At 38.9% G+C, this 21,448-nt stretch carries 19 protein-coding genes; 8 read left to right on the forward strand and 11 right to left on the reverse strand.

The genetic code is table 11. The features are described from left to right. The first annotated feature begins 338 nt into the window (after nucleotides 1-338). Nucleotides 339-1,013, forward strand: coding sequence for a response regulator transcription factor (locus ACVHUV_RS01670; protein WP_462085912.1), 675 nt, complete (start codon nucleotides 339-341; stop codon nucleotides 1,011-1,013). After that, nucleotides 1,010-2,035: a sensor histidine kinase gene (locus tag ACVHUV_RS01675; RefSeq protein WP_462085913.1), complete on the forward strand. Its 1,026-nt coding sequence runs from the start codon at nucleotides 1,010-1,012 to the stop codon at nucleotides 2,033-2,035. Before ACVHUV_RS01670 ends, ACVHUV_RS01675 begins: the two co-directional genes overlap by 4 nt. 97 nt (nucleotides 2,036-2,132) lie before the next feature. On the opposite strand, the gene ACVHUV_RS01680 is transcribed toward ACVHUV_RS01675, so the two are convergent. The 5 genes from ACVHUV_RS01680 to ccsB all read right to left on the reverse strand — a co-directional run bounded on the left by ACVHUV_RS01680 (nucleotide 2,133) and on the right by ccsB (nucleotide 7,896). After that, complete coding sequence (locus ACVHUV_RS01680; protein WP_462085914.1) at nucleotides 2,133-4,088, reverse strand: FtsX-like permease family protein; 1,956 nt, start codon at nucleotides 4,086-4,088, stop codon at nucleotides 2,133-2,135. Next, on the reverse strand, nucleotides 4,075-4,842 hold the full coding sequence (locus tag ACVHUV_RS01685) for an ABC transporter ATP-binding protein (protein WP_371391008.1): 768 nt from the start codon (nucleotides 4,840-4,842) through the stop codon (nucleotides 4,075-4,077). The genes ACVHUV_RS01680 and ACVHUV_RS01685 overlap by 14 nt, the downstream gene beginning before the upstream one ends. A 379-nt stretch (nucleotides 4,843-5,221) precedes the next feature. Continuing rightward, a complete protein-coding gene (locus ACVHUV_RS01690; RefSeq protein WP_462085915.1) occupies nucleotides 5,222-6,004 on the reverse strand; it encodes a nucleotidyltransferase domain-containing protein in 783 nt (260 codons plus the stop codon). Nucleotides 6,005-6,016: 12 nt separating this feature from the next. Next, nucleotides 6,017-6,544, reverse strand: a complete 528-nt coding sequence (locus ACVHUV_RS01695) for an isochorismatase family protein (RefSeq protein ID WP_462085916.1) — start codon at nucleotides 6,542-6,544, stop codon at nucleotides 6,017-6,019. Between the two features lie 182 nt (nucleotides 6,545-6,726). After that, entirely contained in the window at nucleotides 6,727-7,896 is a 1,170-nt protein-coding gene (gene ccsB, locus ACVHUV_RS01700) for a c-type cytochrome biogenesis protein CcsB (protein WP_462085917.1), read from the reverse strand. Nucleotides 7,897-8,386: 490 nt separating this feature from the next. Here ccsB and ACVHUV_RS01705 point away from each other — a divergent pair, with 490 nt between their 5' ends. The 4 genes from ACVHUV_RS01705 to ACVHUV_RS01720 all read left to right on the forward strand — a co-directional run bounded on the left by ACVHUV_RS01705 (nucleotide 8,387) and on the right by ACVHUV_RS01720 (nucleotide 10,752). Then, entirely contained in the window at nucleotides 8,387-9,118 is a 732-nt protein-coding gene (locus tag ACVHUV_RS01705) for a sensor histidine kinase (protein WP_462085918.1), read from the forward strand. Further along, a complete protein-coding gene (locus tag ACVHUV_RS01710) occupies nucleotides 9,099-9,836 on the forward strand; it encodes a LytR/AlgR family response regulator transcription factor (protein ID WP_371391001.1) in 738 nt (245 codons plus the stop codon). Before ACVHUV_RS01705 ends, ACVHUV_RS01710 begins: the two co-directional genes overlap by 20 nt. 257 nt (nucleotides 9,837-10,093) lie before the next feature. Further along, nucleotides 10,094-10,294: a cold-shock protein gene (locus ACVHUV_RS01715; protein ID WP_317946839.1), complete on the forward strand. Its 201-nt coding sequence runs from the start codon at nucleotides 10,094-10,096 to the stop codon at nucleotides 10,292-10,294. A 296-nt stretch (nucleotides 10,295-10,590) separates the two neighbouring features. Next, a complete protein-coding gene (locus ACVHUV_RS01720) occupies nucleotides 10,591-10,752 on the forward strand; it encodes a hypothetical protein (RefSeq protein WP_462085919.1) in 162 nt (53 codons plus the stop codon). A gap of 87 nt (nucleotides 10,753-10,839) precedes the next feature. Here ACVHUV_RS01720 and ACVHUV_RS01725 read toward each other — a convergent pair whose 3' ends face one another. Both ACVHUV_RS01725 and ACVHUV_RS01730 read right to left on the reverse strand, forming a co-directional pair. Continuing rightward, nucleotides 10,840-12,462 (reverse strand): S-layer homology domain-containing protein, encoded by a 1,623-nt coding sequence (locus ACVHUV_RS01725; protein WP_462085920.1) that lies wholly within the window; start codon nucleotides 12,460-12,462, stop codon nucleotides 10,840-10,842. Between the two features lie 179 nt (nucleotides 12,463-12,641). Further along, nucleotides 12,642-14,282 carry an S-layer homology domain-containing protein gene (locus ACVHUV_RS01730; RefSeq protein ID WP_462085921.1) on the reverse strand — a complete coding sequence of 547 codons (1,641 nt, stop codon included), beginning with the start codon at nucleotides 14,280-14,282 and terminating at the stop codon, nucleotides 12,642-12,644. Nucleotides 14,283-14,501: 219 nt separating this feature from the next. On the opposite strand from ACVHUV_RS01730, the gene ACVHUV_RS01735 reads away from it, so the two are divergent. Further along, nucleotides 14,502-15,734 carry an MFS transporter gene (locus ACVHUV_RS01735; protein ID WP_462085922.1) on the forward strand — a complete coding sequence of 411 codons (1,233 nt, stop codon included), beginning with the start codon at nucleotides 14,502-14,504 and terminating at the stop codon, nucleotides 15,732-15,734. Between the two features lie 5 nt (nucleotides 15,735-15,739). On the opposite strand, the gene ACVHUV_RS01740 is transcribed toward ACVHUV_RS01735, so the two are convergent. The 4 genes from ACVHUV_RS01740 to ACVHUV_RS01755 form a co-directional block, all read right to left on the reverse strand. Next, the gene (locus ACVHUV_RS01740) at nucleotides 15,740-16,660 is read right to left on the reverse strand and encodes an AraC family transcriptional regulator (RefSeq protein ID WP_462085923.1); all 921 of its coding nucleotides are present in this window, start codon (nucleotides 16,658-16,660) and stop codon (nucleotides 15,740-15,742) included. A gap of 680 nt (nucleotides 16,661-17,340) precedes the next feature. Further along, nucleotides 17,341-18,459 carry an ABC transporter permease gene (locus tag ACVHUV_RS01745; protein ID WP_462085924.1) on the reverse strand — a complete coding sequence of 373 codons (1,119 nt, stop codon included), beginning with the start codon at nucleotides 18,457-18,459 and terminating at the stop codon, nucleotides 17,341-17,343. Then, the gene (locus ACVHUV_RS01750) at nucleotides 18,440-19,336 is read right to left on the reverse strand and encodes an ATP-binding cassette domain-containing protein (RefSeq protein WP_462085925.1); all 897 of its coding nucleotides are present in this window, start codon (nucleotides 19,334-19,336) and stop codon (nucleotides 18,440-18,442) included. The genes ACVHUV_RS01745 and ACVHUV_RS01750 overlap by 20 nt, the downstream gene beginning before the upstream one ends. 24 nt (nucleotides 19,337-19,360) lie before the next feature. Beyond that, entirely contained in the window at nucleotides 19,361-20,602 is a 1,242-nt protein-coding gene (locus ACVHUV_RS01755) for an ABC transporter permease (RefSeq protein ID WP_462085926.1), read from the reverse strand. 201 nt (nucleotides 20,603-20,803) lie between these two features. On the opposite strand from ACVHUV_RS01755, the gene ACVHUV_RS01760 reads away from it, so the two are divergent. Further along, on the forward strand, nucleotides 20,804-21,331 hold the full coding sequence (locus ACVHUV_RS01760) for a hypothetical protein (RefSeq protein WP_462085927.1): 528 nt from the start codon (nucleotides 20,804-20,806) through the stop codon (nucleotides 21,329-21,331). Nucleotides 21,332-21,448 lie beyond the last annotated feature (117 nt).

The following is a 21,448-nucleotide window of genomic DNA, read 5'->3' on the forward strand; positions in this document are numbered from 1 at the left end:
TTCATAAAGAACATTCAGTCAATTAAATCTATATTATTGATACACTAACATGAACTTGTTGAAGCATTAATTATTCTCCTATCTATTTTCGCGGGATCATCGGTACATCTCGTAGCACAGCGACAATAACATAAACTGTTCACCAGGACAGCTCCCAACAATCAGTCAACTCGATTGCACAACCAGGAAAGAGTATCTTGCTAGCACATTCCTCGCTTTTACATACAGCAATAAAATCCATTCATCCCCTACCTCTCCTTACATTTTTGTCACTACGCTATTTCACATAAAAGCTTGTGGTACAATTTAGATAACTTCTATTACAGGACGTGAAATCGATGTTCACTATTTTAATTGTCGAAGATGAAAAGAAAATCAGTGATTTGGTTGCAGCGGAGTTACGAAAATGGGGCTATACGGCACAAACAGTAGTAGATTTTGAAAAAGTAGAAGAGTCCTTTCAATCTACTAATCCCCACCTCGTCATTATGGATATTAACCTGCCCTACTATAATGGCTTTCATTGGTGTGAACGGATTCGTCGTCACTCAAACATTCCGATTCTCTTTCTATCATCTCGGACAGAAATGATGGATATGATGATGGCGTTAAACATGGGTGGCGATGATTTTATCCAAAAACCGTTTTCGATGGAGATGCTCCTTACGAAAATCCACACACTCCTGAGAAGATCCTACACCTATCATCAGGTGGAAACGCACGTCCTTACGCACCGAGATCTGACGCTCCATGTGAAGAAAGCAGTTGTTACGATTGATCATCAAGACATTGAGCTAACAAAGAATGAATTTAAGATTCTTTGCATTCTGCTTGAACATAAAAACCAAATTGTTCAAAGAGATGAGCTGATGACTGCATTATGGGAAGATGAGAATTTCATTGATGACAATACATTAACGGTCAACATGAATCGACTGCGGAGAAAATTAAGCGAAAATGGGATCGATGATTACATTCAAACGAAAAAAGGTCAGGGGTATATACTTGTATGAATGTTTCCTTTCGGCAGTATTTGACCTTTCAAAAGCGTGTAATCTCTTTGTATGTGCTGATCATGGCATTCATTACGATTATGCTCTATGTGGAACCGACAATGTCCATACATATTTCAAATGTTCTCTATATCCATGCTGTTTGTCTAGGCTTCTTTACTGCTTACTTAGCCATCGACTATTTTTTCACCAAAAAGCATTTCACAAAAATAACTGCTCATTGGAATGAAGGGATTTTTATCCCGGAAGGTGTCGGAGAACCCAATACATACGAGCAGCACTTATATATGCAATGGTTTCAAACAGTCAATGAAGAGCATCAACAAAAAATGCTTGCCATTATGCAAGAGAAAAAAGAATCGTTGGAGTTCATGACTTCGTGGTTTCATGAAATTAAAACACCGATCGCAGTCTGTAAACTCATTCTTGAACAAGCACCTAGTAACGTTGACACACTCAGCATTCAAGAGGAAATTTCACGTATCGAACGGAACGTGGAACAAGCCCTCTACTTTACGCGAACAGATCATTTTTCACAGGATTATCACATTCTACAAACTGAATTGGACAAAGTCGTTCGTACAATCGTTAAAAAACACGCTAAGCAATTTATTCAACGAAAGATCAAAGCAGATATTCAGTTGGACTCTACACAAGTGGAAACCGATTCAAAATGGTTAGGGTATTTACTGTCGCAAATTATATCAAATGCATTAAAATACAGTGCGGATGAAGGAACAATTTCCATTCATTCAGAAGAAGATCAAAAAGAAGTTCGATTGACCATCATCGACAATGGAATTGGCATATCAAAATCCGATATCCCTCGTGTATTCGATTTAGGGTTCACTGGTACAAACGGAAGAATTTATCACAAATCTACTGGTATGGGTTTGTACCTAGCAAATAAGCTAGCACATAAACTCGGACATCAGCTATCCATTTCATCTCAAGAACATCAGTACACGAAAATTACCATCCACTTTCCAAAAAGGCTAGATTACTATTCAATCGTTACGTAGGACAACACTTTGTTAAAATAAAAACCGTATAACACCAAGTTTTTACGACCTTGATGTCATGCGGTTTTTCATTACATTTAACTCGATATAGAGGTTCCTACGAATTTACAAGTTTATTCGCTGTCCATAAAGTTAATTTGTAATACACGCCATAAAGCAAAGAGTAAACAATTATGCAAGATACAACAGGTGTAATAAAGTTTATCGCCATTACATTCGCTAAAGCGCCAAGGATGACCGAACTATGTCCAATACCGATGACAAGCGGCAGCAAAAATAGGATGAACGTTTGTCTCGCAATTAGTTTTTTCACTTTCCTCTTACTTAAGCCAAGCTTCCGTAAAGCTTGATACCTTTGACGATCCTCCACAATTTCAGTCAGCATTTTAAAGTAAATAATACTTCCAGTCGCTGTTAAAAAGACGAGTCCTAAAAATCCAAAGACGAAGATGAGTAATCCATAAATGGATTGTGCAAGCTCATAGTTTTCCGAATAACTATAAAAACCCATTTGTGAATCAAATCCATGTCGAATCCCTTCTTCATAAGTAGCTCTCAACCTTTCCGTTAACGGGGCTGACTGTTCTTGATTTTCAACCTTTACGACTCGCGTCATCGTTCGGTTAAATTCCTCTCGCATCTGTTGAAATACTCCATCGTTCACGATCAGGACAGATGGTAGAACATCGTAGTTAAAAATAGATTCGATTTTATTCCCTACTACCTGTACTGGACTATATTCTTCATTCATACCTAGGGACAATGTTCGACCGACATTTTCATCTTCTTTTTGAGAACCAATAAAATTCTGCCCGAGCATGACTACATCGCCACTATCAAGAGTGGGGACAGGTTGACGGTCTAATTGGTCGGCAAGGTGATTATAGGTCGCAGCTGATAGGACTGCAAACTGCTGATCATAGTAATAATAGCCCCCTGGAATATTGTCCAGGTCATCTACTTGCCCAGGCACCATTACATACTCGAATACCTCATCAAAAAGGACAGGGTATTCCTTACTTTCCTTAAGAATAGCATTCATTTTCTCGTTAATGGATTCGTCTGTGACTTCAAACTGATAACTGAACGGAACGTGATCCTTCAATGTCTGCATCGTGTTATAGTACATCGTAACGGCAAATCCAAATGCGACAATCGTGATACCATTCAATACGGATATGACTGTAAGTATAATCGCATTCGTTTTAAGCCTGCTTTTCAGCTGGGTGAATGTAATTAAGTTCTTCCATTTGTAATATGCACCCTTCTTATTTTGTAAGATATGGACAAATAGCCCACTACCAGAATGAAACAATAAATAAGAACCCGTTACGATCAAAATGATAACCCCAAAGAAATTACGTCCAAAATGAGTATCCCAACTTTTCGAATCGTAGGCATGTAATAGACTCCAATAACTAAAACCAAGCAAAACAAACGCCAACACAGCAACGATACTAGATGGTTTTATTACTGTCTGGACTTTATTTTTCGCTTGAAACAGGTCAATAAGTTGAAAGCGATGAACGATCCGATTTACCTGGAACGAAGCTAATAGCATAATAAGCATAAACACAAAAACAGTTTGCACGATAGGTGCTACATTAACTGTGAAATGCACAACTATATTAATCCCCATGATTTTGAGAAGAATCATACTGAAAAACACGGAGAATATTTGCCCCAAGCCAATACCTACCCCTAATGAAAGAAGGCTCATCAACAAATTCTCATAAAATAGCATTCGACCGATTTCTGATTTTGTTCCCCCGACTAATGCGTAAAGACCGATTTCTTGCTTTCGATTTCGAATAAAAAATGTATTTGAGTACCATACAAAAATTGCAATAAAGACTAGCAATAAAATAGAAGCTCCCGTCAAAACAGGCCCCAACTTATCTTCTCTGCCAAATGCATCTGCAACTTGCTCATTATGTTGTAGGGAGACAAAAGTAAAATAGATTAAAACACTAAACGTGAGTGAAGCGATATAAATGAAATACCTTCCGAAATTATGCTTCAGGTTTTTCAAGACCACATCATACAAATTCATGGTTACCGCCCCCCATAGAGGAAAGTGTCGTCACCAATTGGTTAAAAAACTGTTTTCGATCCTTATCCCCTTTCACCAATTCCGTAAATAAACTGCCATCCTTTATGAAAATGACGCGGTCACAATAACTGGCTGCAAACGCATCATGTGTCACCATGAGAATTGTTGTTTGAAAATCACGGTTCAATACGTTAAAAGCATTTAGCAGATCCATTGATGATTTTGAATCCAAGGCACCGGTCGGTTCATCCGCTAAAACTAATGAAGGATTATGAATAATTGCCCTTGCCGCGGCGGTTCGTTGCTTTTGGCCACCGGATGTTTGATAAGGGTATTTATCCAAAATGGATTGAATGCCTAGAACTGTAGCGACTTCTGTAACTCTACTGTCTATCATTGCAACCGCTTGATTTGCAAAGGCGAGTGGCAATAAGATATTCTCTCGAATCGTCAAAGAATCTAGTAAATTGTAATCTTGAAAGATGAACCCTAAATTTGTTCTTCTAAATTCTGATAGTGGTTCATCACGTAATCCCGTAATATCTTTTCCGTTAATTTGAATGCTACCAAGTGTCGGTTTGTCAATTGTAGCTAAAATATTGAGTAACGTTGTTTTCCCTGCTCCAGAAGGACCCATGATGCCGACAAATTCACCTCTATGTATTGTTAGGTCCACTTCGTTTAATACCGTAAAAAGATTCGTTTTCGTTCCATACACTTTTTGAATGCCTCGAGCTATTAGTACACTATCCATTTGTCATTCCTCCAAACCTCTCTTGCTCTACTATAGCAAGCATATATGGAGATGAAATACTCTTCCATTGATTCAACGAACAAATCAACTCGGAGTCTTACATTTTCGTCACTATGCATACCAACCAATTTAGTTTTACAAGCCAAATTGCTAATGATTCTTTTAATCGTCTGCCTCCCCGAAAAGCATCTTCTCCATAAGCAGTTAAGCGTCTATAAACGAAAAATTGAGTAAGCCTATGTAAATGGCTTACTCAACAAGTACTAAGCAAACTGCAAATACTCCCATACATTCCCAAAAGGATCGTGAAAACTAATATACTTTCCTGGCGGGCAATCTTCCGGTTCCTCGATAATCATTTCCACATCGTGATCTTAAATTAGTATGGATACTCACTACCATGCAGTTCAATCATTCTTCGTAAAAAAAGCATTGTTTGATGTTCTTCAGCAAACCGCTTTTGCATCCACTCCACTTCACGATCCAGCAAAGTGCTAATCCGCTCTACCGCCTGCGCGTGCCTCTGTGGTGTGATGAACTCCATAATACCCTTCAATTCCGCCCCAACCTCTTCCGGCAAAGACTGTTCAATTGTCTTCAATCCCAACTTCGCACGTTCCGGTGCATATCGGTACAATAAAACTCTCCCTAGATGATAGATGACATTTGTTAGCATTTTAACTGACCAGATATCATTTCCTCGTGCAGCAGATTTTTTATATTGGAATAAAAACCAAGCCACATCCATGACATCATCTTCATATTCATTTTCCGTAAGTGTCAGTCCTTGTGTATGTACAAATTCATCCATAATACGGTGTGGATCGTAAAGCACGGTGAAATAGTCTCCGCCAACAAACGTTTCTTTTGTGACCGTGAATAAATCAATGTGCAACAAATTGTCAAATACAGCGATGATTTGAGGTGCGACAATGAAAATATCATCCCATAAAATCGTCTCTCGATACGCATGCACATGCTCTAATCGATTGGCAAGAAATTGTTTCTCATCCTTTTCGTTCACTACACAGTAAAGATCGACATCTGAATGGGCATCATGCTCGCCCCTTCCCATCGAACCTTTCAAAAAAACCGCTTGCACGAGTGGATCTCTTTTCAAACTCTCACTAATTTTCTCGACAGCCAATTCCTGCGGTAGCATGGCGCCCACTCCTTACTTGTAAACTTCTATATACTCCTCATAATCCAACACTTCAATAACATTCGACCAATGCAGCACCGTGCCGACAAAATCCTTTATATCCAAACCAGCCATACCATATGATTCAGCAGTATTGGTTGTACCCGTACCATCTTCGATAAATGTCACTTTGTAGCCTCGATCAAAAGCAGCAATTGCTGTAAACTGACAGCAAAACTCCGTATTGAAGCCAATAATAAATACGTGGTCTACATCTAACTTTTCTAACCGACTCGATAAGTCCGTTTCGAAAAAGGCGCTTGGTGTCTGCTTCTCAACGATACACTCCGCATATTCCTTTAACGAAGCATGCAATTCAGAACCTGCCGAACCTTTATAGAGAGAGCTTTCTTCCTCGTCATCCAAATGTCGGATGAAAATTACTGGCTTTCCTTTCCTCTTAAAATCTTCAATGACGTCTTTCATAACGGTTAATTCTTTTTGAAAATCTGCAAATTTCACAATCCCATTCTGTACGTCAATGACTAGTAAAGCTTCCATCAGCAACCCGTCCCCTTTACATTCAATTACGATAAGAATAACTTCTGCATAGTACACACTTTCTCCTTTAATTCATTTGAATAAAATGAGGAGTTCGAAAAACATTCTTTTCCTATGTAGAAAAAATTGTTGCGTCTTCATGGAAAAAGACATCCCCTCATTCCAAAGGAGATGTCTTCTCTTCATGCATATGAATGCAAAGCAGCAATCACAAGGTTCACGAATACTTGGTTAAATACAATGAGGCCAAACCCGATTATGCCCATCCACGCCGGCCGTTTTCCTTCCCTTCCTTTCGAAGTCCGTAGATGAAGGAATGCAGCGTAAAACAGCCAAGTGATTAATGCCCATACTTCCTTGGAATCCCACCCCCAAAAACGCCCCCATGCCTGATGTGCCCAAATCATCGCAAACAGCAAACCGCCTAACGAGAACAATGGAAATCCTACAATTACTGCACGATAAGTCATCTCATCCAAGACTGTTGGATTCACTTTCGACGTCAGTGGCTTTACGATCTGAATAATTTTCTTCTTTGTTATGAGTCGAATAAGACTATAAATACTAGACCCGAAAATGAACGCCCAGAGGATTGAATTGAGTTTTTTCGCATCAATGGCATTGGATATTTCGAGTCCTCCGACTGCCTTTTGATCATTTATTAGTACCGCCCCGTCATTTACAACAATGGCCGGCATTTTATAAACCGCTTCTTCCAAAACTCGTTCTCGATTCTCAAACTGTAGAACTTTTTTATCCAATGTCATTGAAAACGTCATTGAAGCAATAATAAAACCGACAACAACAACGAGGCAATACATCACAAATTCCAATCCTTTTGTATGCTTCGTTCTTTCATCTACATTGAGTACTTTGAGTAAGTAAATAATCCCTGTCACAAACGCAATAGAGAGTATGGCACTTGAAACCGCAACAGTAATTACGTGAATGGACAACCAATTGCTTTGAAGTGCAGGAATTAAAGGAGATGCATCCCTTGTAAACACTGCACCGTATCCCATAATGACAAGTGAAACCGGAATTGCAAATAGCAAAACAATTATTTGCTTATACATATGATACATGATGAGTGCACTTCCAATCAGCATGATGCCAAAGAAGGTCATGAACTCATACAAATTACTAACAGGTGCATGTCCGATTGCTATCCATCTAAGTACGAAGTAGAGAAGTTGCAAAGAAAAGGACAAGTACATCAGACTAACACCTATTCGGCTACCCCATTCGTTTTTGGATTTCAATGCGATTCCAACTGGTATAATAGAAATTACTAATAGGATAAATGCAAAAAACAGCGATTGATTACTTAATTCCAATAGTTCTTCTTTCACGTAACAAGCCTCCAACTCCTAAACCATGTATGGTTATGATCATCCTTCATTATAATCATGATAGAATTGGTTAAGGCTGTTTTATCTTCAACGTCTTAAAAACACTCCTGACCGTATAGAGGAGCGGCTACTTTGTGAATCGGAGGAGACATATGACGACCTCTTTCATTGCTTTCAGTCTATTATTTGTATCTTAGCAGAATCTACGACGCTATTCTTAGTTAATAAACTGTCTTTACCACCTATCATTCACGGGATACTTATCGTTGTTCTCATTGCATTTGTTTTGGTTTTTTATAAAAAATACTTATTTCAATACAAGGAGCCTTTAAGAATTTCAAGGCATTCTCAACTATTATTATTGCTTATCACAAGCATCACTTTTTTCGTTTTCTACGCACTTATTTTTATTCCAATGGAACAAGGGGATATCCAGATTTCCTCGGCTAATTTAGTTGCCTTATTTGTTTATTTTTTCATAATGATCGGCTTGACTACGATTCTATTACGTACCATTAGTAAGGAAAACCGACTAAACCAACAAATGATTGAGCAGCAGCAATTTACACAATATATGCAAGCATTAGAACAAGTGAACCGAGAGATGCAAACATTCCGACATGACTACGCAAATATTCTATTAACATTACGAGGGTACATAGAGCAAGAAGATTTGGCTGGCCTGCAAAAATATTTTAACGAACATATTAGTAGAGAAGAGCAACGTTCGTTGTTTAAGAACAAAATGTTTAGCCAGCTTGAGAACCTTAAAATGATTGAGTTAAAGGGGTTGATTGCTACTAAACTACTCTTTGCGGATGAATCACATATTCCCATGACGATCGAAATTCCAGAAACGATTCAAGACATCGCGATGAATCGTATACATTTGTCGCGTATTATCGGTATTCTTTTAGACAATGCCATTGAGGCTAGCACCTCTTTGAAAAATCCTAAAATTCATCTAGCTTTCATTACTATGCCAAACAAAGTCGTCATGATCATCGAGAATCGAACAACGTTGGATACAATAAACAGTAAAAAATTGTTTGAGGAAAAGACTTCAACAAAGGGCAAAAATCGTGGATTTGGTCTATTCAACGTTAGAAAAATATTGTCCAATTACGCGAATGTCACATTAAACACACGCATTGAAAATCATTCGTTTATTCATGAAATGACGATTGACGGGAGGGATTTTGGTGAAGGTTCTACTTTGTGAAGATGACACGCATCAAAGACAGCTTTTACATCAAGCCATTACAAACTATGCGCTATTTCATGAACCAAGTATTGAAATTGTCCTGTCTGCCAACCAACCAGATGAAGTGTTAACCTATTTGGAGAAACATCAAGCTGATTGCTACTTTCTAGATATCGAGCTGAATCACCGACTCAACGGGATGGATATCGCTGTGGAAATTAGAAAAAAAGACCCGCTAGCGACGATTATTTTCATTACGTCACATGCCGATCAATTAAAAATGACATTCACTTACAAACTAGCCGCACTGGATTTCATCGTGAAAGATACGCCCAGTCAAATCAGTTCGCAAGTTGTTGACGTGCTGCAAGTTGCATTCCAAAAGTATAAACAGCTCGGTGAATTTGATCAATCATCAATGGTGCAAATTAAAATTGGCGAACGTATTAAGAACATAAAGCTTCAAGATATTTATTTCATTGAAACGTCTTCAAGTCCACATAAGCTTGAATTGCATGAGAGAAATGGATACTACGAATTTTACGGTAAACTGATAGACTTTGAACAGCTAGGAGAGTCTTTCTTTCGATGCCATAAAAGTTTTTTAATAAATCTTCAGCATGTAGTAGAACTACATACGAAAGAACGCACAGTTACGATGGCAAATGGTGCAGTTTGCTCAATTTCCTTCCGTCTGTTTCGAGAATTGCAGCGAAGACTGTCGTTATGCCAATAAAATTTTTAGTCTTTTTACATATTTAGACCAAGAGTTTTCTATGAAAATAGAAGAAACGAATTTAGATAAGTCTCTATACTACGAAGAAATTAAATAATATTCATACGATTAGCTTTTTCTTCAACTATGTGTTATTCTTAAGAAGAATTATTTTTGTTCTTTTATCGAATGGATATTAGGATTTTGCTTTTCGTCTAAAGTATTTGAGCAAGAATAGTAACACATCGTGTGGAAATCCACACTAGGAGGTAATATTAATGGAACAAGGTACAGTTAAGTGGTTCAACGCAGAAAAAGGTTTTGGATTCATCGAGCGTGAAGGTGGAGAGGATGTATTCGTACATTTCTCAGCAATTCAAAGCGAAGGTTTCAAATCTTTAGACGAAGGTCAAAGTGTAACATTTGAAATCGAACAAGGACAACGCGGCCTACAAGCTTCAAACGTTCAAAAAGCTTAATTACGGCTAAAAAAAGACCCTCGTGTAGGGTCTTTTTTTTATGTTCTCAACTATTTTTCTCCACTTTAGTACCAAAGCTTCTAAAGTGATTCCTAGGAATTTTACCAAGAAATTTTTCGCGAACACCACTTCATGTAATTTCCAGTCACTCTATCAACATTGACAAATCGCAAATGTAAAGCGATATCTTTCTCACTACTCTATACTCGAGTTAATCTTTGCTCTAAATAAACTTCGATGTGTACATCAATTCAAAAAATCCTCCCATACTACAGTGCAAAAGGAGGTTTTTTTCAATGAAGAACATTCAGCGCAAAAACGCGAATAGTAATGTCATCAATGCCAATGGGAAAGAAGAAATATCGATGGAGCTTGCAGAGCTCGGAAATTTACATCCGAAGCAAGAACCCATGACGCCGAACCAGCGCGAGAAATCCGAGCGCGAAAAGCCGAAATAAACGCAGCGTCCTACGCTCGTTCAAAGTTTCGATATTCAATTTGAATAAAACCGGTGCATGATGACTAGCATCTGCACCGGTCCTCTATTAGCGGGTTGCTTCCACCCGATATAAAAACAATGCCATTTCACCACGCGTAATCCGTTCGCCGGTCCCAAATCGAGTGGGCGATTTCCCTTGCGTCACATTATTTTTCAATAAAGCATTTACCGCTTCTTCATAGCGTGGCGCTACATCTATAAAAGGATGCTCGACACCTACCACTGATAACCCATATGCCCGTTTTAGGAGCAACGCCATTTCACCACGTGTCATTGTATCATCCGCACCAAAATGGGTTGCTGATTTTCCGTTTGCAATGTTTGCAACCTTTAACGCATTAACCGCTCCCCATGCTCTTTTCGGTACATCCAAATAGGTTGTAGTTGTTGAATCTGATTGATCCAACTCCAATATTTTCGCAAGCCAAATCGCTGCATCCACGCGTTTTATGTTGTCATATACGCCAAATTCATTTTTAGTAATGCCATTTGTCACTTCTTTATCCGCCAAGAACGTGACTGCCGGCATATACCTACCTGTTACATCTTTAAAATCCACTTCTGCTTTAAATGACATCGTGTACACGCCACTTTGCCAAGAAACTTGTGCAAAAGGAACGAAATAATAGACGCCTTTCGGGAGTGCAATTCTTTGAGTGGAAGCTTCAGGATGTCCGTTACTGCCACTACCTCTATGTGAAGCATAATTGATACTTATACCATCCGTTAATTGGTAACCACTAAATTCCGATGAGAAATTGATCGTTACATACCCATCAAATTTCATATCTATCTTATAGTAGTCATAGCGATCTGTATAACTTAAAAAGCCCGTGTACATTTTCGGATCCATTATCGAGATGGGCATTGCGGTAAACTTGTTATTATTCGGTTCAATTTCTTCATTATTTGCAGGCATAAACGAAACAAGCATTTCATAAATGCCTTGATTGGAACCATATCCCATTATATGAATGTAGTACGTGTCCGCCTCAAAGTCTTGATGCGTTTTCCATGTAACTGGTGTTCCTTCATAATATCCTAATGAATCCCGAGAAATCATGTCTCCCTTTGCATCGTAGAATTCAACAGTTCCGCTACGCATTTGGGAAACGATATCCAGTTTCAGCCGACCTGCTTCCTCTACCTCTACTTTATAGTAGTCATGATGATCGTTTGCGCTAATAAACCCACGGATCCGCTTTCCATTTAGTTGAATCGGCATCGCCTCGGTGAACGTCTGATTTGGTTCAGTTTCCGTATTGTGTACTGGATTAAATGCTACAGCCAGATCATATTTCCCAAAACTTATTTTGTTATTGTCTTTAACAAATACAGTATACACACCTGGTTCAATATTTACTTCCTTTTGTAAAACTTGAGGATTTCCAACACTACCGCCATTTACCCACTCGTATTCGCCCACAAGTTCATTGTTGGAATCTCTTAATTCCAATAGGGCTGAAGAAAAGTATACCGTGAAATTAATTGTGAGTGTTCCTGCCTCCTCAGCAGTTACAGTGTATGCTTGACTTGAAGATTGTTCGGTAATTTCACCAGTGACAGTTGTATTAAACGGAAGTACCGTATCGGCTTTTACTGTCTTAGGTAGTGGAAATCCAAACAAAAATAGTGATAGGACAAGTACTAAGATGCTAGCTTTCTTCATGGTGTTTTACCTCTTTCTTTTCCTAAACATTACTGCTATCAACTCATTAAGAATCCAATTCGTATTGAATACATGCTACGAGCGGAATGATTGATGGCATTCATTTTACACATTAAGTCCTGAATAGAATAAATGAAAAACCGGTGCTGAATCCATCCGATCCGCACCAGCATTTCCTCTTATTTCGTTTGGTCTGCCCGGTGTAAAAATATCGCCATTTCTCCACGAGTGATCGCTATATTGGTACCGAACTGATTGGGTGATTTCCCTTGCGTAATGTTGTGTTTCAAAAGCGCTTTGACCGCATCTTCATACCGTGGCGAAACATCGATAAATGGCAGATGCACACCGTCACCGGATAACTGATACGCTCGTTGGATCATTAACGCCATCTCCCCGCGGGTCATCGTATCATTCGCTCCGAAATGGGTTTTCGACTTGCCGTTTGCAATATCCGCTTGTTTTAGAGCATTTACCGCTCCCCAAGCCCTTTTAGGCACGTCCAAATACGGCGTACTCGCTGAGTTTGAAGTATCCAACTCTAACATCTTTGCAAGCCAAATCGCTGCATCCACTCGTTTAATCTTTTCATTCACTCCGAAATAAAAGGGCGTCATTCCATTGGTAACGTCTTTATCCACCAAATAATTAACTGCTGTAGTATACCTGCCCGTTACATCCCTAAACATAAGCTTTTCTTTACTTTCAGGTTCAGCTGAAAATGCAAGCGTATAAATGCCGCCTTGCCAAATCGCACCCTTCATCGGCACGACATAATACGTTCCTTTTTTGAGCTGCTGTTTCCGAGTCGACGTTTCAGGAATTCCTACCGCACCGCTACTCACATATGAATCGTATGGTACATCTTTTTCATCGATTAAATGATAGGCACTAAACTCTGAAGAAAATTCAACCGTCAAATATCCATCGTAAGGCATCTCGATTTTGTAATAGTCCTTTGTATCGGTATAACTCAAAAATCCCTTATGTGTCTTTAAATCGTTTAACTGAACTGGAGTTGCAGTCGCCATCGAATTATTCGGTTCAACCTCATCCGTATTAACAGGTGCAAAAGAAACGAGCATTTCATAGATTCCATGATACGTATCATTGCCGGTTACACTGATATAGTACGTACCTGCATCAAAATCAATATGGGATTTCCACAGCAATGGTAATCCATTATAGAAACCTAAACTTTCCCACGTAACAGTTTCTCCATTTGCATCATATATCCGAACCGTACCATTCATCATTTGGGAATCAATTTCGAGGAATAAACGACCCTGCTCGACCAATTCGATTTTGTAATAGTCTTCCGTATCATTCGCGCTAATGAATCCTCTAATTTTTTTGTCATTCACTTGAATCGCCATAGCTTCAGCAATCGATTGATTCGGTTCAATCTCCGTGTTGTTCGCTGGATTCAATGTAACTTTCAAGTCATAGTTACCATAACTTGTCCTATTATAATCTTTCACAATTACAGTATACACACCAGGTTCAAGATTGACTTTTTTATTAAGATTTGTTGGATTTTCTGGACGTCCATGAAAAACCCCTTCAAAATTACCGATTCGTTCATTTTTGGAATCTCTTAATTCAATTAATGCAGCCGAAAAATAGACGTTCACATCTATCGATAAAATGCCTGCTTCCTGAACAGTTACTGTATAAGCATCCATTGGTTCTTGTTCAGTAATGGATCCTGAAACAACTGTATTCAGTGGCAGTGATGTATCGGCTTTCGCAAATGTTGGAAGAGCGATCACAGACAAAAACAGTAAAAGAGTAGGTACGATGATGTTAATTTTCTTCAAGATGTTTCCTCTTTCGTATAGAATTTTCTTTCCTTTTTATAGTACAGCACACTTCGTACATTCGGCAATACAAATTCCAAAAATTAACAAGTTACCTAGTTAGCATTATTTACTAATCTCCGAGCAAATAAAATAATTGTTCCTCACACTAAAAAATCGCAAATTTGGACAAGTTCATTGGATACCTCTTCTCTATAATCATATCGAGGAGGAAAAAATATGAATGTATTTAATAAGAAAGATCCATACGCTGTTTACTTGTTCACTTGTTTTTCATCACAACTATTTTTCACGTATATCTTTACTGTCAATTTGTTATACCATGTACAAGTTGTAAAGCTCGATCCACTGCAACTCGTTTTAGTCGGGACGGTTTTGGAGCTGACGGTTTTCCTATTTGAAATTCCAACTGGTGTACTGGCAGACGTGAAAAGTCGAAAACTCTCTCTCATCATTGGCTACTTCTTGATTGGATTCGGATTCATCATTGAAGGGCTGTTCCCTCTGTTTGCGGCAGTTATCTTCTCGCAAATTGCATGGGGGATTGGCTATACGTTTACAAGCGGCGCCCAGCAAGCTTGGATCGCAGACGAAATTGGGGAAGAAAAAGCATCGCTAGCATTTATGAGGGGAGCAAAATTTGGGCAGCTTGGCCAGATTATCGCCATTCCGCTTAGCATATTGACAGGCTATCTCATGATAAACTTACCGATTGTCATTGGTGGAATTTGCATGCTTGGACTAGCGATGTACTTACTGTTCTTTATAAAAGAAGACAACTTCAAACCTCTACGACCAGGCAAACGGGTTTCTACGTGGAAAAGCATGAAGGGAAATATGCAGAAGATCGTTGTTTATTCCAAAGCAAGTTTTGTCATGAGGATGTTGCTCTTAATCGCTTTGTTCATCGGATTGTATAGCGAAGGATTCGACCGCTTATGGATGTCACATTTCATCGACGTTTCCGCTTTAGCTTCATTATCAAACGAACAATTAGTCATTTTCATGGGCGGACTTCAATTCATTGTTGTCTTACTTTCTTTCACTGCACTTCACTTTATTAACCGCAGTGCGATTCTCCTGAATTTACGACCTATTTACCATACCCTTTTCGTTGGAAGCACGCTCATTGTCGCTTCTCTCATCGGCTTTGCATTCTCGACATTTGTTGTGAGTTTACTCATCTTTTACGTCATCGTTCAAGTAACGAGACAAGTAATGTATCCGTTAGAGGATATTTGGCTGAATAAAATCATCCCTGACTCATCAACACGGGCCACTTTCTTTTCCGTAAAAGGCCAAGTCGATGCCATTGGCCAAATTGGCGGTGGACCAATTATCGGATTGATTGCATCACGATTCGCTGTGAAAACTGCCATCGTAGCAAGTGCTTGTTTCGTTATGCCTGTGTTGTATTTCTATACAGTTGTGTTAAAAAAAGACAAAGCGTGAACCACTCACACTTTGTCTTTTTCCTTAATTGGCACATATATTTCCATCGTTATTTTCTCATAAATCCAGTCGTGGCAACGTTCATCGTAATATTCAAAGTCATAACCTTGCTCGTCCACTTCGTAAGACGATTGCGGCAGCCAATCTTCCAATATGAATTTCCACGTTCCTTTAATAGCAGGAACAAAACGATCCACATCTACTGGAGGAATTTTAAATACCGCATACGTCGCTGGTTGTATATGCAACTTTTTCAGACCTTTAGGAAGCTTGGCATCCTCATGGTCATAGTCGACGGCAAATAAATAAGTGAACGTATTATCCGTTTCTCTCGCATTCAAGTTCACGCAATACTCTCCATGTTTCTTCGGAGCTAATTGTTCATACAACATCGTTTCAATCGCCTCTTCTGGCGCGATACGCTGATCCCAAAATGCTGGAGCATCCCTCGTATAAAACACGTTATCCAATCGACTTTTATACGTTTTTCCTGCAATCGTAAAACCCGTTTTCTGAACGATTTTCGGTTGCATGACAATGCCTCCGACTTCTTTTTGACGGAAATTCATTAAATCTAGCTTAGGAGGAAATGACGTTGGACAATGTAATCGGTATAAGTTCGGGGGACTCCCGAAAACTCGTTTAAACGCTTTCGTAAAGCCTGAGTGTGTTTCGAATCCATATTCAAGCGCAATATCAATCACTTTTTTTCCGTTTACCAACTCGAATAACGCATGCTGTAGTTTTCGCTTAACGACATAATCCATTACGGTATAACCGATATGCTCGTAAAAAACGCGGTAAAAATGAAAAGGAGAATACCCACTTATTTTCGCCAACTCGTCTGGTTTAATCTCTTCCTTTATACGTTCTTCAATCGTATCGATGACCTTTTGTAGTAACTGTATTTGTTGGATAGAAAACACCTGCCTTGTGCATCTATTTGTTGCTCGATGTCAATTATACGCGTTTAACGCCTCCAGGTCAGCGGTAAATCAGCCCTTTTCCCCATTTCTACTACCACTTGTTGGTCGACAGAAGCTATTAGCTATCATACTTTTGGTTATAATTAACTACTATTAGTGCTTCATTATAAGAAGCGATTTTTTTTCTCGCATAATCGATAACTATACTAACCCAAAAGATGAACAAAACGATGCCGGGACAAAACATAAAAAAATGCATGAAGGCAATTTTGCCGACTTGCATTTTTTACTACTTTCATAGTGTTTCATTTTCATATCCAAGAGTGGATCGGAGCGGAAAAAGGCCGACTCCTCGAAAATGCTGACGCATTTCCTTCGTGCGATGCTTATTCGAGGAAGCCTATTCAATGTCCTGCGGGATTGTAGCGCGAATGTTGAGACCCCACAGGGAAAGCCGTCACGTAGAACGGCTTTTGCGAGCAAAAGCGGAGCGTTGGGAGCAAGGATGCCTTAATTTCCGCAAAGTACGCAGAAATACGGCAAATCGAACTCTTCGTTGTTCGATTGGCTCAAGCGCGCCCCGCGGAAAGCGTGCCTTTTGGAGTGCAGAGGAACGGTCTATTTATAGCTTTGTCACAGCCTCGTTAACTAGTTTTGTAATCGACGGAACAGGTTAAGCTTTACACAATCTTACTCGTATGAATCTTCCTCGATGCAAGTATATATAGAACCACTGCCACGCCAAGCGTAACCGGAATCGCTTGGTACCATAGGTGATCATTTTGCAACAGAATCATATTGCTCGGCAGCAAGTTTGCAAATGGATTGAACCAGGAGAACGGCCCCCATGTCACAAAAGTAGAAATAAAATAGCCTGCTGCCAATGTTAAGAGGAGGACGGCCAATGTTGCAAGCGTTTGCTTAAACAACAGGCTGTACAACAAATACAAAGCAATGACCATGATGATCGCGACGGAAACGATAAGAAGACCCTTTGTCATATAGCTGGAAATCGTCGTAAATTCGATGGCATTGTTTTTTTCAAGTAACACAGGATAATTGAAGCTTCCTTTTTTACCAAACGCGAATCCAATCAATAATGCCGACGAGAGAACGACACCCAACATGACGATGTATAATAATACGGCACTCCAAAATTTACTCATGATAATCTTCGTTTTCTTTAGTGGTTGTGTAAACAGTTGATTGATCGAGTGATTCTCATACTCGCCGGATAAAGATTCACCAATGATGAGTATTAGTAAAATGAACGCCCCGAAATGGATTAACAAGTCTACAATTTGCTTCATGAAATTCGGTAACGCCATACTATAAACAGCATGTTCAGGAGGGATGCCTTCCTTCAACAACTTCTCATTCATCGCTATACTTTCACGAATTTCTTTATCGGATAGAGGAAAATCCCCGCCCTCTTTTTTATAGGCAAGTGTATTTGCGTAAATCTCATTTTGCAACGTCAATTTACTTTCCCAGTCTTTAGACGAAGCGATGCCGATCAATTCGTATAATTGGTCCCTAATTTCAGAATTCATCTTTTGCAGTTTCAATTGTTCTTCATTTTCAGGGTCATTTTCCAAGGCGATTCGATGAGCTCTTGCATTTGCCTGACTCGCCTTTGATTGACTATCAATTCGCTTATTTTCTTCTTTCACAATATACGACTGAAAAGTGACATTGCGGACAAACAGCAATGCGATACCAATGACAAGAAGTGACATGATATAGAGGAATCTTTTGCTAAAGAAGATTTTTTTGAATTCAAATAGCAACAGTTTCATCTGTCTTCTCCTTCGCAAACAATTCTTGGTACCGTTTTTCCGCACCAATTTTCTTCGTCTCGATGGAAGTAATCGTAATTTCATTTCGGTTCATCAAATCCAGAAACTCTTGCAAAATCACTTCTGTTTCTAAAAAGACGATGATTCCCTCATGCATTGTAAACTGGAAGCCAGCCTGCTTTAACGTTTCAACTGCTTTTTCAGGATGGTCGACAGCCACATAATATTGATTTGCCGAGAAATCTTGAAGGGATTCCTTCAATAGCGCACCATCTTTCATGAAATAAATGATATTCGTCAATCGGTCGATCTCGTCAAGATTATGCGAGGATAGAATGATTGTTGTTCCTTCTTTATATAATTCCAACAGGATATTTCGCATATTAATGGCACTTGTTGGATCTAGCCCGTTTAATGGTTCATCCAGCAACAATAATTTAGGTTCATTAATAATCGACATGGCGAGGAGTAAATGTTGCTTCATACCAAGTGAATAATTCCTCACTCTTTTTTTCATATAGCTTGTCATGCCAACCCGATCAGTCACTTTTTTAATGTTGGACAATGGAATTTTCTGCACGTTGCAAATGAATTTCAAGTGGTCGTAACCGGTCAAATCCCCATATAAGATTCGGTTATCCTGCAAATAAGACACTTCATAAAAGATGGATGCATCCGTATTTTTCTTCCCTACCAACTCAACACTTCCTTCGTTAAATGGAAGCAAATTCGTCATACAGTTCATTAATGTCGTTTTCCCCGCACCATTCGGACCGACAAGCGCAATAATTTGAGGAGTATCAATCGTAATATCGATTCCTTTTAATACCGGTTGTTTTTTATAGTGTTTTTTCAAATTGGAAACATTAACAATCATCATGCCATCCCCCTAATCTTTTACTTATCTCTGACTCTTATATTGAAAGAGTGAGAGCATATAAGTGGCTACTAATAGAACCCCACTACAAATAGCTAAAACCATCATCCCAGTCGTATAAGTAAAGTTAAAATTCTTCAATGTTGCTGCGAACTCCATCGTGACAATGTCCGTCGTCGAAAAATAATGGAAAGGTATATAGTGCGCAAAACTCGATAAAATGGACTGCTCTGCTAATTGCACACCTATCAAAATCGTAAGTATTGTCAGTCCAAGCGCGAGTATCATACGTTTTGCCAGGATTGAATAAAGGAACAATAAAGAATAACAGAACAACAGCACCATGAAAAACAGGAGGGCTGACTTCAGGATGAAAGTTCCCATATTGATAAATTCAAATGCATAATCCTCGCCATACACAAGCACCGGATAATCCCAGTCCCCCAAACGGTCAAAGATCGCACCTAGTACGACCGATATCGCCCCTATACCTACTAGAAATACAAAACTTACAAGTAGAATCGCTATGAATTTGCCGACCAAAATGCCGTGCCTGTTAATAGGTTGTGTACGCAAAAGATGAATAGATCCATTTTTGGCTAACCCTTCTTTTGTGACGACATCCCCAAACAGAAGTGAGAAGAACACAACCCCTCCTAAACTAAAAAGAAGGCCGGCGACATGTTTTGCATAATAAATACCTGTCGAAGAATATTGATTGCTATATTTTTCGACGATTTGTCTCAGAAATTCATCATCTCCAACACCCGCCATCGGATAATACAAGTCATAAGCCGTTTTCCATGACACGTCCCACAACCAAAATACCGGTTCAATCTCTTTTTCAATCAACCAATTGTATTGTGCTCGTCTCGTCTCCATTGTAAAAAGTGTTGGGAAAGAAGATGTATAATATTGCCTACTTACAATATTGCTATCAAGATCGGGCGGTAAAAGTTCAATTTGATGATTCATTACAGCAGGCCAATCATGTTTTTTATAAGCCTCCACTTCATGTCTATGCTTTTCATAGACATTGTTGAAAATCTCATATTCAGTTGTCCCTTCTTCTGTCTCCGCTAGTTGTTTTTCCATTGAAGTTAACGTACCTTCAAGGTTAGAGACTACCTCATCCAAACGGGTCGTATTTATGTAAACGAATACATAATAAGCTATAAGAAATAATAATAAAATGAACGAAAACGTCCTGAAATACTTTGTCTTAAAAATTTTACTCACTTCAAATTGAACCATCCTTAACCACATAGAATCCCCCCTTCAGTTGTTCCTTAATCATATTACTAGTAGATCGAACAAAGAACAGATTGCAACTCCTTTTCAACGTCTTACTACACATAGTTCGACATTTAAAGTGGTTACTCCTTCCATTTCCTGAATAATTTTATTGTTTGTTCATTTTTTTGTAATAATACGAAATTAATATTCTAATTAAATGGAGTTGATGTTGTGAGACGTATAGTCTTTATTTCTTTTTTAGTAATGTTTCTATTGTTAATGTCCGCCTGTTCAACTGAAAAAACCAAGGAAGTACCATCACCAAGTGAAGAATACCTAGAAGAAAGTGGATATACAGGAATGCCTCCCACACCCGGAGTGACCGTTAACAATGATGTTGCCTCAATCAGAAGAGATAGATCTTGCTGGGAAAAACCGGATAAAAAATGTAACATAGTACATGTTGAGGACTTTAGTAGCCTTTTATCAGGGACGAGAACTATGCGTGTCACTCCTGGAGAAGAAATACTCTTCTCACTACCCACTAATCCTGGAGTACCAAATGAGCTAAGAGGACTTGATAATATTGAAATTGATCTCATACAATTTTTCAAAGGCGAGGAATCTTATGTGGAACACGACGGAAAATCGTTTAATGCACCTCAAGAACCCGGAAAATACTATTACTCGGCCGTCGTGAAATGGATCGGCGACATTAAAGGCGAGGCCAGTTATGCATTTTCTATATTAGTGAAATAAGGGCTACAAGTAATAGTAAAAGCTGTACATAAAGTCGGCTTTCAACTTTACGTACAGCTTTATAATTGTCTTTTACTCCCTTAATTAAACGAGTTAAATAAATGTGTATCGCCAGTA

The sequence above is a fragment of the Sporosarcina saromensis genome, assembly GCF_054901285.1.

Coding starts and splice junctions, on each gene's coding strand:
- ACVHUV_RS01670 (WP_462085912.1), top strand. CDS start 339: ATGTTCACTATTTTAATTGTCGAAGATGAAAAGAAAATCAGTGATTTG.
- ACVHUV_RS01675 (WP_462085913.1), top strand. CDS start 1,010: ATGAATGTTTCCTTTCGGCAGTATTTGACCTTTCAAAAGCGTGTAATC.
- ACVHUV_RS01680 (WP_462085914.1), bottom strand. CDS start 4,088: ATGAATTTGTATGATGTGGTCTTGAAAAACCTGAAGCATAATTTCGGA.
- ACVHUV_RS01685 (WP_371391008.1), bottom strand. CDS start 4,842: ATGGATAGTGTACTAATAGCTCGAGGCATTCAAAAAGTGTATGGAACG.
- ACVHUV_RS01690 (WP_462085915.1), bottom strand. CDS start 6,004: ATGCTACCGCAGGAATTGGCTGTCGAGAAAATTAGTGAGAGTTTGAAA.
- ACVHUV_RS01695 (WP_462085916.1), bottom strand. CDS start 6,544: ATGGAAGCTTTACTAGTCATTGACGTACAGAATGGGATTGTGAAATTT.
- ACVHUV_RS01715 (WP_317946839.1), top strand. CDS start 10,094: ATGGAACAAGGTACAGTTAAGTGGTTCAACGCAGAAAAAGGTTTTGGA.
- ACVHUV_RS01720 (WP_462085919.1), top strand. CDS start 10,591: ATGAAGAACATTCAGCGCAAAAACGCGAATAGTAATGTCATCAATGCC.
- ACVHUV_RS01725 (WP_462085920.1), bottom strand. CDS start 12,462: ATGAAGAAAGCTAGCATCTTAGTACTTGTCCTATCACTATTTTTGTTT.
- ACVHUV_RS01735 (WP_462085922.1), top strand. CDS start 14,502: ATGAATGTATTTAATAAGAAAGATCCATACGCTGTTTACTTGTTCACT.
- ACVHUV_RS01745 (WP_462085924.1), bottom strand. CDS start 18,459: ATGAAACTGTTGCTATTTGAATTCAAAAAAATCTTCTTTAGCAAAAGA.
- ACVHUV_RS01750 (WP_462085925.1), bottom strand. CDS start 19,336: ATGATTGTTAATGTTTCCAATTTGAAAAAACACTATAAAAAACAACCG.
- ACVHUV_RS01755 (WP_462085926.1), bottom strand. CDS start 20,602: ATGTGGTTAAGGATGGTTCAATTTGAAGTGAGTAAAATTTTTAAGACA.